Below are 16,907 nucleotides of genomic sequence, written 5' to 3'. Positions count from 1 at the left end.
GACTAAACTTTAAAACTGCGTTTTAAAAACTGCCCAACCAACACGGTATGGGAATCCATTTCGCTAATCACTTCATCATTGAGGTCAACCATTTCACAGCCGAGTTGGTGGCTGGAATGGGTAAACTGTGACACATTAACCACGCTTCGGTTCATCTCATTTGCCACACTCGATTGCTCTTCCACCGCACTAGCAATATGGTGATTCATATCGGTAATGGTCACTATGGCCTCACGTATGGTACGCAGCGCCGCACCCGCTAAATCCGCTGTGGTAATACATTCGGAGGCAGCTTCAACCCCTTCATGCATACTTTGCACAGCTTTATTTGTCCCCTGCTGCAACAGATTAATCATACTGTGGATTTCCTTTGTTGCATCATGGGTACGTTTCGCTAACGCCCGCACCTCATCGGCAACAACCGCAAAACCACGTCCTTGCTCCCCTGCCCGCGCAGCTTCAATGGCGGCATTTAATGCCAATAGGTTTGTTTGCTCTGCAATGCTTTGAATGACATCCAGCACCCTACCAATATCTTTACTATGCCCTTCTAATTCGCTGATAACTTTCGAGGTTTCGTGCAACTGTTGCGCCATGGCCTGAATAGATTGAATCGTACTCAGCACAGTTTTATCGCCGTTGATTGTTTGCTCTGATGCCATCTGTGAAGCGCTCGCCGCATCGGCACAGTTAGAAGACATATCACCAAGGGTCGCTGTCATTTGCTGCATTGCAGTTGCTACTTGCTCGATCTCAGAAAGCTGTGACTGGCTTGTATTTTGAATTTCTTCGCCTTTTGCCGCTGATACTTTGGCTTCTTGAGTCACCTTATCGCAGGAATCACGGGCACGACCTAGCACAGATTTTAACTCAGAGTTTTGCATTTGCAGTGCAAGCTCTATCGCGCCAACATCATCGGATTGTCCAGTGTAGATATATGCCATTAAAGGGTTATCGTAGATTTTCTTCGCCTTAGCGACCAAAGTCCGATACCGACCTAAAATCAAATTACCGCCAATAAACAGCACTAAGGCACTGATGGCTAGCGCCATAAATCCCACCACTCCCACTTGCAGCGCCAAATACAGCATGGGCAACAAAGCCGCAAACACTAAAAGCGCCAACTTAGTTGGCATATCCAAGATTCGTTTTAACGCGTTAACATGGCCGCTTTTATTTAACTCGGCGTAGGCCGCCTCTGCTCTGTTGATCTGTTCGCGGCTGGGTTTAGTCCGTACCGACTGAAACTCCGCCACCTGGCCATTAATAACAATGGGAGATACATAAGCATCAACCCAATAATGGTCACCATTGGCGCAGCGGTTTTTAACAATGCCTTTCCAAGGCTCACCTTTACGAATGGTTTTCCAGAGGTCTTCAAACGCTTGAGGGGGCATATCGGGGTGACGCACCATATTGTGGGGTTGCCCCAACATCTCATTGAGGGTATATCCCGCTACAGTGCAAAAGGATTGATTGGCGTAGGTTATATGACTCTGAGTGTCTGTGGTTGACAGTAAAATCCAATCCGCTGGATAGTCATATTCACGTTGTGTTACAGGCAAATTTTTTCTCATGATAACCCTTGGATCTATTATGAATTTATTATTCAGTCATCCATGAGCTATCCTTCCCTGATACCAATTCAATCATCCATTTTGATCTAAACACTCAGCCTTGATTCACGCTCTTTGAGATTAGCTCAAAAAATGTGCTAAAGGTAACAAAATAGAAAATTGAGAAAACAAGACCACCAACAATATTGCATTTGATAAGCGTTTTCATTTAGAATTAGCCCAACTTATGTTGGAGTTCCAAAAATGTACGTTTGTCTTTGTCACGCCATCACAGATACTCAGATCAAAAACGCAGTAAGCCAAGGCGATACAAGTCTTGCTGACGTTAAAAAGCGTTTAGGCGTTGCCGATCAATGCGGCAAATGCGCAAGAATGGCCGTACAAATCATCCAAAACCAACTCGAAATCGAACCTAATTACTACGAAGTCGCTTAACTTAGAATCTTCAACCCCTTTAAGCAAAACATCATTTTTGTGCTCACTGCTATTCCTAATCGCTAACATCCACATCGTTTTGAGATATTGCACAATATCAAGCTTAAAAACAGATATTGCCGCACATCCCCTTAATGGGACATCCCACTCAGTCAACAGCACAAATGCTTGTCGCTCAATGGGATGCACTCTGTTTATCGGCGTTTTAATAAATACGCAGCTTCATTCAACCAAGGGACTTCTTTCTTAACAAACCTCGGGTTGTCCGCAAGCACGTCCTGACAATCCAAGAGCTGGATTTCAAAATCGTCACTTAAATGTGTTTCTACCCAAGTTGGCGACACCGCAAAAGGTGGCCCACTTAAAGCGTCCTGCGGGTAGTCTAAGGTCACCAATAAACCAACACTGCCCGAAGGCAATAACTGCGCTAATTGCTTGGCATATTGCGCCCGCATACTCTCAGGCCAGGCAATCAAGGCCGCGCGATCATAAAAACCACTCACTTGCGCCGTAATAGACTGATGTAAGGTGAAGATATCGCCTTGATACAAACTTATCTGTTCGGTTTGGTAATGCTGATGTTCGCCTTCTGCACTTTGCTGCATTGGCAATTGGTTATCGCTAAAAAACTGTTGCACAGCGAGTTCATTCAACTCACAACCAATCACTTGATGCCCCTGCTCGGCTAAAAAACACATATCCAAAGTACTTACCACACAGGGGAACAAAAACCTTGGCATCGGCGGGAAGCGCCAATTGATGCCAATACGTGACGAGGAAAGGATTAACGTCTTGTTGATGAAAACCAATCTGTTGTTGCTGCCACTTCTCGTGCCAAAAACCAGGTTCCATAGGTATATCTCAAAAGGCTAAAGTTATCCTTACTCTAATGGCATTTACGAGTGGATGCAAAATCTCAAATACGGCAAGTTAATCATAGCGATGGAAATAGTTAATGATTAAGACAATGCTTCTTGCACCCGGCGTAACCAAGCACAGTTATCACATTGGCATTGGCGACGGGAAAGATGGTGTGGGCTGAGTGAAGAATCAATAAAGTCGACGGCAATAAGCAATTGTTGCTTAAGCTCGGAGATGGATTTTTGTTCGACGGCCACCAGCTCATCATTCTGGTTCATCCAGATACACTCCATGCCTTGGTGGCATGTTAGACACTGCTCATCGCTATCATTAAAAAATACCGCATGTGGACAATGAGTCACTTCCATTGACTGTAAAATTCGCTTACGCGGAAACTCTAATAACTCGATCAATAAAGCCTTATCTGGGGCGGGCATATGCCCTCCTTAAATCCACTTTGTCCACGGGAAATTTAACAAAAATATATCCCAATCCAATGTGCTTAAGATTACCTAGACTCTATACGATTTAACTTGATATAAATCAAAGTCAGCGACGAAATGATGGGATAGGTGAGCCGCAAACAGTGCGCATTTTATCCTCTTAAAATAAATCTCCGCTCCTATTTGCTTAACATACCCGCTTGCTGTTTAAATAACCCAAACAAGGAGCCTCGCATTGCAAACACCCCAACTACAACATTTTTACATTTCCGAAGAGCAATCGATTTATTTGCTCAAGGCTAACGATGCCCGCAAGCACAAGGCATGGATCCGTTTATGTAAACAACAGTTAAGTAAGTTGGGTTATCGAGACATTGAGTTTATCGGTAAGGGGGCTTATGGCTTTGTGTTTGCGGGAATTAATCAGGCCGACGAAGCCCATGTATTTAAATTCTCAAGAATTAATCTGCCGCAGCATATTCAAGACCGCTTAGAGGAAGAAGCCTTTATGCTGTCCTTGCTCAAACACCCCAACATTCCGGGGACGATCAAATTTGAGCGGGTCGGCAAACAAGGGATTTTAGTGATGGAGCGGGCTAAAGGTGAAGATTTGGAGCAACTTTGCCGCCGCTTAGGCGCTCTGCCTCCCGCAATGGTAATGAGTATCGCCCGCCAACTCGCCGATATTCTCTACTATCTGCGCACTGGCAAACCCTTAGTACATGGCGATATTAAGCCTTCAAACCTTGTCTATGATATTGAAAGCCAACACTTATCCTTAATCGACTGGGGCTCCGCCGTGTTTGCGCAACGGGATGAACATAACAAGGCCGTCGAAGACAATGTGATGACACTGATGTCGAGCGATCAGCAACACACTAATGCCCGCATGGGAGATGTGTATTTTATTGGCGAAGAACAGCTAAACGGCGCACTCTCCAGCCCACGCTTTGACGAGCAAGGCGTCGCAGCAACGTTATATGCTTTAGCCTCAGGACAAGCCAGTCGGTTCGGTGCGCAGGTTATCCCGCCCACCAGCATTGGCTTACCGATGGAATTAGCACGCACCTTGGAAGGCATGCTCAGTAGTGATGCCGTGCAGCGCAATCTAGCGGGAGATTATTTTCTCAAAAGCATGCGCCACAGCCATAGATTGCACTTACCTGAATTGCCAAAAGCTGAGCTGATGGGGGACATCCCCGTCTGGGTCCAATCCCGTGAAAAAGATGTCGAAACCGTCAGTTACAGTTCGCGTAAATCATTCTTAAAAGAACATAATGCTTACGATCCCATCGCCAAGATGGACGATATTCAACTCGAAAAATACTATCGCAACTTCTTAGCTGGCATGGGCGACACCGAAAAAGGCTTTATCGCCGCCGTGGGTCGTCTAGGCCAATATCCGATCGTGGGCGGACTAGCGATTCATTGGCAAGAAACCGGCGTGTTTATTGATTCTAATCTTGCCATTTACGATGCCAAACAAAAAAGCGCGCTCATCATCGCCGTTAATAATATGGTGACCCTCGCACGGGGAATTAAACGGATCGGCGTCTTTAAGGCCTGCTTTTTTAACGCCAGGGATACGCTGCATATCGAGCGTGAAAACATTCACGAACCTTTTGTCGCCAGTGCCGATTTACAACTGCCCTTTGAAGTGGGCGATGTGCCAACCCTCGAGGATAAATCGCGGCTGCATTCTTACTTTGAAGATGGTAAGGATCCGGATGAAAACCTTGAACTACCGAACGAAATTATGGAGGAATTGGCACGCATCAACCAAATCCACCATACGGGTTGCATTATTTTTGAAGCCCTACCGAACCACTTAAAGATCCACAGCTACTTAAAGTTGCTCAACCCGCGTAAACAGGCGGCGTTTCGCGCCAGCCTCGACCGCATTTTGCATTATGTCGGTAAAATTCAAGGTCATGGCGTTTCCGGCTTTATGAAACTGCCCTATAAAAATACCCGTCGCTTTACCCATATTGAACGTAAGCCCGAGTATTTTTATCCTAAAAATCCAAAAGAAATAGGCGCTTAACGATTCTATTCGCTAGCGCCTATTATGCTGATAGCCAAACCAAGACTAGATAGGCGAGCCTGGCGGTAAAGTTAAGGGCTTAGGGATAAGCTTTTTATTAGCATCCAAGAGCCCCGCACTAAGGCCCTGCTCCAAACCGTTATAGTGGGCAGCCACTTTAGCATTGGCTCGGTTAGCTTTGGCTTTGAGCTGCTTTATCACAAATTGAGCACGTTCAAAGAGCGCAGCCTTAACCTCTGGCGCAGTTTGCGGATCATGGTAGGTCGACAAGAGTTCATCGATCACCACCGCATTAACGCGCATCCACACACCTTCAACTAAGCCAAGCTTATCTTCCTGATATAACGTCGCGGCAAACAACTTATTCAGTAGGGTCTCAACCGAGAGTTGCTCATTATCGGCCATCGCCGCTTGGCTCACACGATTTAAGCGTTTTGGCATGAGCAGTAAGCTTACAGTGTGGCGAGCAGACACTTCTGCCATGCCAAGGGGATCGCTCGCCACCCCAAGCCCCGATTCAAACGACTCCCGCGTTGGCTGATAATTACCCGCTTTAGGGACTAAAGTGTCTAACAATGTTTGTGGGACCGTTAGACTGGCTGCATCTAAGGTGCTTAACAACGCATCGAGACCCGACAATTGTAATGGCGGTGCAATATAGCTCCAGCGACCGCCCTCACCGATAGACAAATAGTGATAGTCGGTGCCGCCAATAAATTTTGCGACAGCCTCGATTTGGTAACGATTGAGTAAATAGATAGGTACAAAAGCATCGACCAATTCACCAAGCGGCTCGCCAGGCAATAAGGCCGCTCGACTGAAACCTTCAATCGCCTTGGCACGAATGCGATTTAGCTCCAATAGTTGAGCGATTGGATCATCACCACTGTCCCACAAACTTGCATAGGCGTGACTGGCATCCTTTTGGCGTGAGTCGGCTTCACCGATGTAACGCAGTCCCTTACGCGCGACCTCGGCCAACAACTGATTCTGCAGCGTCAACTGGGCAGTCACATCGCCTTCATCGCTATAACCGTAGGCGATGGCAAAGTTATCCCACGGCCCGACACCAACGCCATAAGGTGCTGAAATATCAATATCATTGCCTTTCAGCTGGAGCTTGGGATGGGGGTAATCCATCACAGAGGCATCCTGATTGGTTGAGGCGGCAAAGTTATGATCTAACCCTAAGGTATGACCGACCTCATGGGCAGCAAGTTGCCGAATACGCGCTAAAGCCAGCTCATTAGCGGCCTTCTCTGCCGCCGCTCTATCCTGCCACCCTGCGGTTAATCCTTTGGCAATCAAATAATCTTGGCGTACCCGCAAGCTCCCTAAGGTCACTTGGCCTTTGATGATTTCGCCAGTACGCGGATCGGTGAGCGCTGCACCATAAGACCAGCCCCGCGTCGCACGGTGGACCCACTGGATCATGTTGTAACGGATATCCTGCGGATCGGCATCGGGCGGCAATAATTCAACTTTAAAACCGTTGATAAATCCCGCTTGGGTGAAGGCCGTTTCCCACCAGCGTGCGCCATCGAGCAGTGCCGAGCGAATAGGCTCAGGCACGCCAGGGTCGAGGTAATAGGTGATGGGCTTTACCACTTGGCTCGGCGCTGGGCCTGGGTTCACCTTCTGCAGGCGGTGGCGCAAAATAAACCGCTGCACCAGAGGCTCAGAAAAATCCGTCGCATAGTCACGGTACTCATCGGATAGATAGCCGCTCATCGGATGATAGGCGCGAACTTGATAGCCTTCGCCTGGCAATTCAACAAAAGAATAACGCATCCGTACTGACATAAAGGTGCCATCGGGCGTGACCTTAGCGACTTGCTCGCCAGCAACATCGCCCTTAAAGGTCAATTGCACATCTACATCGCTATTGTTTTCAAAGGATTTAACTCCTGCGGGCAAAATCGCCGAGCGGGTTAAATCGAGATGATAATTGCCCTGTCCCGTCTGTTGCAGCACATGTGAGACACCGTGCAGATCATTAAGCACTAGCTCACTGATCGCCACCATATCCGGCTTACCTTCGAGCAATTTTCCCTGCCACAATACCGAATCGGCAAAGGCTTCCTCTACTGCTCGTTTTTCGGCGGCATCTTGGGTATTGGCGCGATACTGGGTGTTCAGTTGCTTAAGCTGGATGTAGGGACCTTGACGTTCAAACTGCACCATGCGGGTTTGACCTAACTGGCCACGATCTAAGCCGATATCGTTAGAGCCAACCCCTTCAGGTAAGCTAGTCACCAAGAGAAAGGGCTGATTGAGGCGACTCACCTCAAGGTATAACTCCCCTTCGCTCGGTTCATAGTAAAAATTGAGAAATCCCTTGGCTACTTGGCTTTGTTTAACAATTTTAGTGCTCGGCAGAGTAGCGGCAACGCTAAGGGCTGGCAAACCTAAGAGCAGGATGGCGAGGGCTAGGCTATGGGGTTTCATCTTTCCTCCTGAACTGGCTGTCTACGTGGTCACGCTATGAAACTAACCACGCGGGGCCATCACTGGCCCCGGGCGAACAATTAATGGTGATTATGTTTGTGCTTAATCCAATGGGTTAAGGTTTCAAATAATTCGGATAGCACGATAGGCTTAGTAATATGGGCATTCATCCCTGCGGCGAGACTCTTTTCCCGATCACCAGACATCGCATGGGCTGTCATGGCGATAATCGGTAAGGCATCAGCGCTGTAACGTTCACGCAGTGCCCGCGCCGCCGTTAAACCATCCATTACTGGCATTTGAATATCCATTAATACCGCATCGAAGGGGCGCGAGTCGATAATATCCAACGCAATTTGGCCATTTCCTGCAACGACGACTTCGTAACCCGCACTCTTTAACAGCTCTGTCGCAACCTGTTGGTTGATAAAGTTATCTTCAACCAAGAGCACTAAACCTGTGTGCTCACCTTCTTCGACAGCCACTTCAGCAATAGGCTGTGCGACATTGAGCCTTGGCTCGTCGGCAAAGGCGGCAATAATCTCATCGAACAGGCTCGAGGCCTTAAAGGGCTTTTGCAACACAGCAAACACATTGGCACTATCGACTTCAAGTTGCAAAGGTTCAGCCGCATAGGCCGTCATCATAATAATGATTGGCCGTTTCGCGATCCGACCTTCGGCCACCATGGTATCGATGGCGCTAATCACATCACTGCCATCCATTTCTGGCATCATCCAGTCGAGCAACAATAAATCGATAGGATCTCGCGACAACTTATACAGCGCCTCGGCGCCGCTCGCGGCAGTATCCACCTCAAAGTGGAAATCGCGCATCAACGCTGAGTAAATTTGCAGCGCCGTTGGGTTATCATCCACCACAAGTGTGCGTAAATTATTGAGTTTTTCAGGCACAACTAAGGGCTCAACCTTGGCCTCTTCAGCAATCTCAAAGCTGATGGTAAAACTAAAGGTACTGCCGACGCCTAACTCACTCTGTACTTGCATCTTGCCACCCATCATGGAGACCAAATGCTTACTGATCGATAAACCTAAGCCTGTGCCGCCGTATTTACGGGTCGTCGAACCATCGGCTTGGGCAAAGGCATCGAATAACTTTTCCTGCTGATCTTTACTGATCCCAATACCGGTATCCCGCACCCAGAATTTTAAGGTAATCCGGTGATCGCGCTCGCCGACATCTTCACATCCCAGTTCAATCTCGCCGGATTGGGTAAACTTCACCGCGTTAGACAACAAATTGATCAGCACTTGGCCTAGACGCAGTGGATCGCCCTTAAGAATGAGCCCTGCCGTCACTGGCGCATACAGCAATAATTCAACGCCTTGTTCCTGCGCCTTAAGCGCGTTGAGATCGAGGGCATGATCGAGCACTTTATCCAGCGGAAACGGCACCCGCTCCAACTCTAACTTACCCGCCTCAATCTTAGAGAAGTCGAGAATATCGTTAATAATCCGCAGTAACGACTGCGCCGAGAAACCGGCTTTTTCGAGGTAATCCTTCTGCTGCGCCGTCAGCGAGGTGCGCTGCGCCAACTGCAACATACCGATAATAGCGTTCATTGGCGTGCGGATTTCATGGCTCATATTCGCCAAAAATTCACTCTTGTACAGGTTGGCCAATTCCGCGTCCTGCTTCGCCTCCAACAGCGCCACTTCGTTACTCTTATGGCGCGTGATGTCCTTATGGGTACCGACCATACGCTTAGGCTGACCATCGGCGGTAAATTCCACTACCCGTCCACGGGAAAGCACCCAGTGATAACTGCCATTTTTACCTAAAATCCGAAACTCGATTTCATAAGCATCGACCGGGTTTTGCAGATACTGATTACGATATTCTTCGACGCGAATTCTATCGTCGGGATGCGTCAGTTGATCAATCGCCGACAATAACGCAGGGAATTCATTGGGTTTATACCCCAGCATCGAATAATAGGATGGGTTGCAAATAATATGCTCCGAATCCAAATACCAGTCCCATAGACCGTCCTCTACCGCATCCATCGCTAAGTGGTAACGCTCTTCCGACAGACGTAACTGTTCGGCGGACTCGTACTCACGCGTCACATCGCGCCACACGGCAATTAAGCCTTGCAGCTCACCACGACGGTTATAGAAAGGCAGTTTCAGGGTGTCGAGCAACACAGGTTTACCCGCTAACTCGACCTTCTCTTGATAACGCAGCGGCGTGCGATCTTTTAGGATCTGCTCATCCTCGGCACGAATACGAATGCCCATCTCTGGCGAGGTTAAATCCTCCGACGACAGACCGATCATCTCGCTTTCGGTGTAACCCAACATCCGCTCGGCGGCCTTGTTACAGCCGAGGTAATTGCCCTCTTTATCTTTAAAGACAATGGCTTCTGGGATGGAGTCGAGTAAGGACCGCAATAACGCATATTCACGTTCGCGGCGCTCGGTAGCATCTTTTAACCGCTCAGTACGACGCGCGACCAGTTTATCGAGTCGTTTATTTTGCTCGGCCAGATGGTGAGTGTATTGCTTGTTTTCCTCAAAAATGCGGCTGACCAATAGGAACCAAGGCTCCCAACCAGGGGTGATTTTTTCCGGTGGTTTACGCGGTTCTTGGGAGCAGCCCTCTAAGTGGGATAACAGCCGCGATGCAGGGCTCACAAAAGAGCGGCGCGTTTGCCAGTGTACTATGGTCACCAGCACCGACAGAGCGATGACCACAAGGATAAAGGTCAGTTGCAGTTTTTCGACCGAATCTTGGAACAGGTCGTCTTCATTTTGCAGATATAACAAGCGCCAAGGCGCATTATGCAGCGCAACCGAGTGGATATAGTAACCGTTACGAATAATGCCTTCGTGGGCGTCGAATAATTCAGACTCAGGCAACGAATGCAGCTCAGAAGGAATGCGCTGGCTGATGTGATACACCCGATTGATATCAGAGCCATCAAAATCACTGTGGGATAAAATATTATTCTGCTGATCGAGCAGGATCACCGTCCCCGGCATTTTGAAGTACACCCGAATTTGCCGCGCCAATGAGGCTAAGGTCATATCGAGGTTTATCGAACCCATAAACTCATCGTCGAGATAAACGGGCACACCTAAGGTGGTCAATAAGCCTTTACCTGTGGAGTCGACGTAGGCCTCACTCCAAAACACGCTGCGTTGCGGGTTCATCGCTGGCGTCGCGTATTGGAATTGTTTTTTATTGAGCAACTCGTCTCTAAAACGTTGATCATCATTGGTCCAAGGGAAGTATGACATCATCCGCTGGCGCGATAGATAATAAATTGCCGAGGCTTTGGGTGCGGCTTCTTTGGCCACAGGGAAAGACAGCGATAACTCGAACAGCATTTCCAGCTCTTGGTAGAACTTATCACTGCGACCATCGAGGGAACCCGCGCCCGTGATCCGCCCCATATTAGTGAATGGCTTGCCACCTTTGGCGTAATTAGGCTCTAAGGTAAAATACTGACCACTTTCGTTAAATTTGCCGTACTGCGGTAAGCGATCCTTACGCACTAACTCACCTAAACGTAGGTGATCCACAGCCACATCCCGCAAGCTCTTCACCGCACGAATGCTAGACTCCAGTAGTAAGTCAATTTGCAATACATGGCGTTCAACCTGCTCTTCACGCTGATCCATCTGCTGGCTTTTCTGGCGATCGAAAAACATCCACGCCGTCAGCAACGACAGGACAATTACACCGATATAAGTATAAAAAACGGCACGGTTATAATTCTTTTGGATCGGCGATTTTAGCTGGAGATCCGGCTCACTCGATTTCATCCACTACCCTTGATTGCAGCACTTGATTTAGCCATCGGTGGCAAAAGTTACGGAGTTCATTTATGGGTCCTTATATTAGCAGGAAGAAACCCCGAGTCACATCAAATAATTGCCATATTAAGACTGGCAAAGTCTATGATTAGCTAACTGAAAAATCATAGAAATGGCTAAAAATAAAGGTCTCACAAGTGAGACCTTTTGTAACAATTTAGTTAATGGTTAGAGATGTTCTTCAGCGTATTCAGCTAAGCGTGAACGCACCACGCCATTCAGGTATAAGTTTGCACTGCCTTCAAAGTCTTTAAAACGTTCCACTATGTAGGTTAAACCCGAGGTCACTGCGGTGAGATAATTCGAATCGATCTGCGCTAAGTTACCGCAACAAATCAATTTTGTACCTTCTCCCATCCGAGTGATCATGGTTTTGATCTGCGACGCCGTTAAGTTTTGACATTCATCCAAAAGCACAATGGAGTTTTGGATCGAGCGGCCGCGCATAAAGTTGATCGACTTAAATTGGATATTCGCCTTCTCCATGATGTAGTTCAAACTGCCGGTCGGATTGACATCATTCTTGTGCAGCACTTCTAAGGTATCGGTAATGGCCGCGAGCCATGGCATCATCTTTTCTTCTTCGGTGCCGGGTAAAAAACCTATCGATTCGGCAATTTCTGGCGTATTACGAGTCACAATTACCTTATCGTAGCGATTGCGCTCCACTACCAACTCAAGCGCAGCCGCCATTGCCAGTAAGGTTTTACCGCAACCCGCTGGCCCCGTTAAGATCACCAGATCGATATCGGGATCGAGCAAGGCTTGCAGCGCCATGCCTTGATAAACATTCTTAGGTTTAACGCCCCACGCCTCGAGGTTTTTTAAGCGCTCGCGGCCCAGATCTAAAATATGCAGATGGGTATCGCTACGCTCGGTGACGCGGCCACAAAAATCAGATTCGGTATCAATCAGATACTGGTTAATGTAGAAAGGTTCGTTGTCTAAATCTTTCAGCGGGACTTCATGAATCGTATGCCGACCGTGGCGCTCGGTGGACACTTTGTTTAAATGCTCCCAAAAATTACCTTCGAACTGATAAAAGCCCTTGCTGAGAAAACGAATATCATCGATCAGCTGGTCGGTTCGATAATCCTCAACCAATTGAATACCCGCGCCCTTGGCCTTAAGACGCATATTGATATCTTTAGTGACGAGTACCACAGTACGTGGATGGTGAAGATTTTGTAGATGTAGTGCGGTATTGATAATGCGGTTATCGTTGCCATCCCCCGGCAGGGCACCTAAGGTAAAATCGACAAGATGGTCAGGGAAAATAGAAAGTGAGCCTATTGCATCGGCATGCCCTTCTCGACTTGGCAAAGGGACGCCATTAATAATTTGTTCAGGTGTTGTATCGCCGCCGAGGGTATCTTCCAATGCCCGAATGGCAACTCTCGCATCGCGACTCACATCACTCTTTCGATCTTTAATCTGGTCTAGCTCTTCTAGCACAGTCATCGGAATGACTACATCGTGCTCTTTAAACGAATAGATCGCCAAAGGTTCATGTAGTAACACATTGGTATCCAGTACAAACAACTTTCTGTCGTCTTGTTCCATGGCGCCTCCAGAGTGCTCGATTATTTTATGTTATATCTCGTTCCCAGTGAGTGGATATGGCTCCTTTGCTGATTGGCGTTAGGTTAAGAATGATCTTTAAGTTCAAGCCTCTACCGAATAAAGATAGCTAGCGGCTTACACTAATATTGGCACCATTCTCAATGAATGCCAACCAAATCATCAGAGACTCGAAAGCAGTGTAGGTCCCTCGATATGACAGAAGCATGACAAAACCTCGAGCTGCAACAGAGAATTTTCTTCACTGTTCAATTTGTAATCTGCTGTGTGGAGAATTAGTCTCTAACGGTTGAGAGGGCGATTCAAATATCCCTAGTATTGATATAACATACGCGCCCTTTGTTAGAGTCCGCCCAGAGATGAGAATTTAAGATGCCGTTTGCCTTAGGACAACGTTGGATAAGTGATACCGAGTCAGAGCTTGGTTTAGGAACAGTCGTACAAGTTGAAGGCCGCATGGTCACAGTGTTATTCCCTGCGACTGGTGAGAACCGTATGTTCTCGCGTAACGAAGCCCCGCTGACCCGCGTCATATACAACCCTGGCGATACGGTTGAAAGCCATGAAGGCTGGAGTCTCTCGGTCGAAGAACTCACCGAAAAAGACGGCCTCGTCGTCTACCACGGAATCCACAGCGAAACAGGTGAGAAAACCAGCCTGCGTGAGACCCTGTTAAACCACAACATTCGTTTTAACAAACCGCAGGATCGCCTGTTTGCGGGTCAGATTGACCGCCTCGATCGTTTCGGCATTCGTTACCAATGCCAGTTACTGCGCAATCAACTGGCGACCTCTGATTTACTCGGCTTACAAGGGCCACGCGTCGGTCTTATCCCCCATCAAATGTGGATCGCCCATGAAGTGGGTCGCCGTTATGCGCCGCGGGTGTTACTGGCCGACGAAGTGGGTTTAGGTAAAACCATCGAAGCAGGGTTAATTATCCACCAACAACTGCTGACAGGCCGTGCCGAACGAGTATTGATTATTGTGCCGGATACCCTGCGCCATCAGTGGTTAGTGGAAATGCTGCGCCGCTTTAACTTGCGCTTCTCCGTGTTTGATGAAGACCGTTGCGTTGAAGCCTTTGCCGACCATGACAACCCTTTCTATACCGAACAGTTAGTGATTTGTTCACTCGAATTACTGCGTAAAAAGAAACGTCTCGACCAAGCACTCGATGCCGATTGGGATCTGTTAGTGGTTGATGAAGCGCACCATTTAGAGTGGACAGAAGACGCCCCAAGCCGCGCCTACCAAGTGGTTGAAGCCTTAAGCGAAGTCGTACCGGGCGTATTATTACTGACCGCAACACCGGATCAACTCGGTCACGAGAGCCATTTTGCGCGCTTGCGCCTACTCGACCCAGATCGTTTCTATGACTACGACGCCTTCCTTGCTGAAGAAAACAGCTACAAAGATGTCGCCATCGCCGCCGAAGCTTTAGCGGGCGAAAGCAAATTATCCGATACCGCTATCAACAGCTTAACCGAATTACTCAGCGAAAAAGACATAGCGCCGAGCATTCGGTTAATTCAAGCCGAAGGCATCGACAGTGAGTTACAACAAGCTGCCCGCAGCGAATTACTGCAAGAACTGCTTGATCGCCACGGCACTGGCCGCGTACTTTACCGCAACAGCCGCGCCTCGGTAAAAGGTTTTCCGAAACGTATTTTCAACGCCTATCCCCATGCGATGCCTGAGCAGTATCTTACCGCTGCACGCGTGAATGAGATGATGGGCGGTCGTAAAACCTTAGAAGCGAAAGCGGCACAAGCCTTAAGCCCTGAAAAACTCTATCAAGAATTTGAAGACAACAGCGCCAGTTGGTGGAAGTTCGATCCTCGCGTGGATTGGTTAATCGAGTTCTTAAAGTCGCACCGCAGCAAGAAAGTGCTGATTATCGCCAGTGGCGCCGATACCGCCCTGAGCCTAGAAGAAGCCCTGCGTACCCGTGAAGGCATTCAAGCCACAGTGTTCCACGAAGGTATGTCGATCATCGAGCGCGATAAAGCGGGTGCTTACTTTGCTCAAGAAGAAGGCGGCGCTCAAGCATTAATCTGTTCAGAAATCGGCTCAGAGGGTCGTAACTTCCAGTTTGCCAGCCACTTAGTGTTGTTCGATCTGCCATTAAACCCAGATTTATTAGAGCAACGTATCGGCCGTTTAGACCGTATTGGTCAAAAGAACGATATCCAAATTCACTTGCCTTATCTGCAAGATACGGCGCAGGAGCGTTTACTCCAATGGTATCACCAAGGTCTAAATGCCTTCGAGCTTACCTGCCCTGGCGGCCATATACTTTTCAGTGAATTTGCCGAAGAATTGTTAAATGTTCTTGTAGGCGGTGATGAAGACGAGCTGACCAATCTGCTCAATCACACCCAAAGCCGTTACAAAGAACTGAAACACGCCATGGAGCAAGGCCGTGATAAACTGCTGGAAATCAACTCCCATGGTGGCGATAAAGCCAAGGCGATTGTCGAGCGTTTAGCCCAAAGCGATCAAGATACTAAACTTATTGGCTCAGTGATCCGCTTGTGGGACATTATCGGTGTCGACCAGGAAGATAAAGGCGAAAACTCGATTATCCTGCGTCCAAGCGAACATATGATGTTCCCGACTTATCCCGGCCTGCATGAGGATGGCGTTACCGTCACCTTCGACCGTGATACTGCACTCTCCCGTGATGATATTGCCTTGATCACCCAAGAGCATCCACTGGTGCAAACCGGCCTCGACTTGATCACCAGCTCGGATACCGGTACTACAAGTGTTGCGATATTAAAAAACAAGGCATTACCTGCGGGCACTCTGTTTTTAGAACTGATTTATATGGCAGATGCCTCGGCGCCTAAATCGAGCCAGCTCTATCGTTATCTACCGCCTACGCCTATCCGTATTCTGCTGGATAAAAATGGCAACGATCTGTCAGCCAAGGTCGATTACACCAGTTTTGACAAACAGTTAAGCGCGGTAAACCGTCATATTGGTAGCAAGTTAGTCACTGCATCACAGCCAATTCTGCATCCGTTATTTGCTAAAGGCGAAGAGTATGCCCAAGTGGCCGTCAATGAGTTAGTGGCTCAAGCGCGCGAGAAGATGACCAGCCAACTCACAGGCGAACTCGAACGTTTAGAGTCCCTCAAAGCGGTCAACCCCAATATCCGTGAGGAAGAATTAGAATACCTACGCAACCAAATGCGGGAGCTGACCACTTACCTCGATGCGAGTCAGTTGCAGCTTGATGCGATTCGTATGGTGCTAGTTAGCCATGTTTAATCTTGATTGGCATTAAACTGAGCCTGATCCGGCTCGCTTAAGCTAAAACACAAACGCCCAGCCAATTGCTGGGCGTTATTATTTTCTCTGTTGTATAAACATTTTTTTCGCATAAGCCTGTCCAGGCGCCGCACTGCGCGGTCGCCGTCACGACCTTAAGCAAAAATTGCTTCTGCTACGCAGCTTAAGGTTATACTCTAGCTAATTGAATTTATAAGACTACACAGGTGGTTATCAATTCTATGGCGCGTATCATTCCCTCGGTATTGAGCCTCACCTTAGCTCTCGCCAGTGCGAGCTTACTCGCCGCCGATCCCAGTAACCAAACTCCCGAGCCTAGCGCCGAAGCCGCTCAGTCTAATCCCAACAAACCGACGCCCGCTAAAAGAGCGAGCAG

Annotated in this window: 8 protein-coding genes and 1 pseudogene; 3 read left to right on the top strand and 6 right to left on the bottom strand. The window is 48.2% G+C overall.

What is annotated here, in order from left to right; genetic code table 11:
* Positions 1–2: 2 nt before the first annotated feature.
* Positions 3–1,577, bottom strand: a complete 1,575-nt coding sequence (locus SHEWPOL2_RS05765) for a PAS domain-containing methyl-accepting chemotaxis protein (RefSeq protein ID WP_037426956.1) — start codon at positions 1,575–1,577, stop codon at positions 3–5.
* A gap of 243 nt (positions 1,578–1,820) precedes the next feature.
* On the opposite strand from SHEWPOL2_RS05765, the gene SHEWPOL2_RS05760 reads away from it, so the two are divergent.
* Positions 1,821–2,012, top strand: coding sequence for a bacterioferritin-associated ferredoxin (locus tag SHEWPOL2_RS05760; RefSeq protein ID WP_037414050.1), 192 nt, complete (start codon positions 1,821–1,823; stop codon positions 2,010–2,012).
* Positions 2,013–2,206: 194 nt separating this feature from the next.
* On the opposite strand, the pseudogene SHEWPOL2_RS05755 reads toward SHEWPOL2_RS05760, so the two are convergent.
* Positions 2,207–2,864, bottom strand: a pseudogene (locus SHEWPOL2_RS05755) (thiopurine S-methyltransferase).
* Positions 2,865–2,971: 107 nt separating this feature from the next.
* Positions 2,972–3,310 carry a hypothetical protein gene (locus SHEWPOL2_RS05750; protein ID WP_037414054.1) on the bottom strand — a complete coding sequence of 113 codons (339 nt, stop codon included), beginning with the start codon at positions 3,308–3,310 and terminating at the stop codon, positions 2,972–2,974.
* Positions 3,311–3,551: 241 nt separating this feature from the next.
* Here SHEWPOL2_RS05750 and SHEWPOL2_RS05745 point away from each other — a divergent pair, with 241 nt between their 5' ends.
* Positions 3,552–5,360 (top strand): protein kinase, encoded by a 1,809-nt coding sequence (locus tag SHEWPOL2_RS05745; protein ID WP_037426953.1) that lies wholly within the window; start codon positions 3,552–3,554, stop codon positions 5,358–5,360.
* Positions 5,361–5,405: 45 nt separating this feature from the next.
* On the opposite strand, the gene SHEWPOL2_RS05740 is transcribed toward SHEWPOL2_RS05745, so the two are convergent.
* The 3 genes from SHEWPOL2_RS05740 to SHEWPOL2_RS05730 form a co-directional block, all read right to left on the bottom strand.
* On the bottom strand, positions 5,406–7,808 hold the full coding sequence (locus tag SHEWPOL2_RS05740; protein ID WP_037426950.1) for a zinc-dependent metalloprotease: 2,403 nt from the start codon (positions 7,806–7,808) through the stop codon (positions 5,406–5,408).
* 80 nt (positions 7,809–7,888) lie between these two features.
* Entirely contained in the window at positions 7,889–11,599 is a 3,711-nt protein-coding gene (locus tag SHEWPOL2_RS05735; protein ID WP_037414057.1) for a response regulator, read from the bottom strand.
* 219 nt (positions 11,600–11,818) lie between these two features.
* Positions 11,819–13,213: a PhoH family protein gene (locus SHEWPOL2_RS05730; RefSeq protein ID WP_037426948.1), complete on the bottom strand. Its 1,395-nt coding sequence runs from the start codon at positions 13,211–13,213 to the stop codon at positions 11,819–11,821.
* 390 nt (positions 13,214–13,603) lie between these two features.
* Between SHEWPOL2_RS05730 and rapA the strand changes: the two genes are divergently transcribed.
* Positions 13,604–16,510, top strand: coding sequence for an RNA polymerase-associated protein RapA (gene rapA / locus SHEWPOL2_RS05725; protein ID WP_037414061.1), 2,907 nt, complete (start codon positions 13,604–13,606; stop codon positions 16,508–16,510).
* Positions 16,511–16,907: the final 397 nt, after the last annotated feature.

Source organism: Shewanella sp. POL2 (assembly GCF_000282755.1).
In the GTDB taxonomy this organism is placed as follows: domain Bacteria; phylum Pseudomonadota; class Gammaproteobacteria; order Enterobacterales; family Shewanellaceae; genus Shewanella; species Shewanella xiamenensis.
The sequence above is the reverse complement of the archived record's forward strand: the minus strand, read 5'-3'. Positions and strand labels throughout refer to the sequence as shown.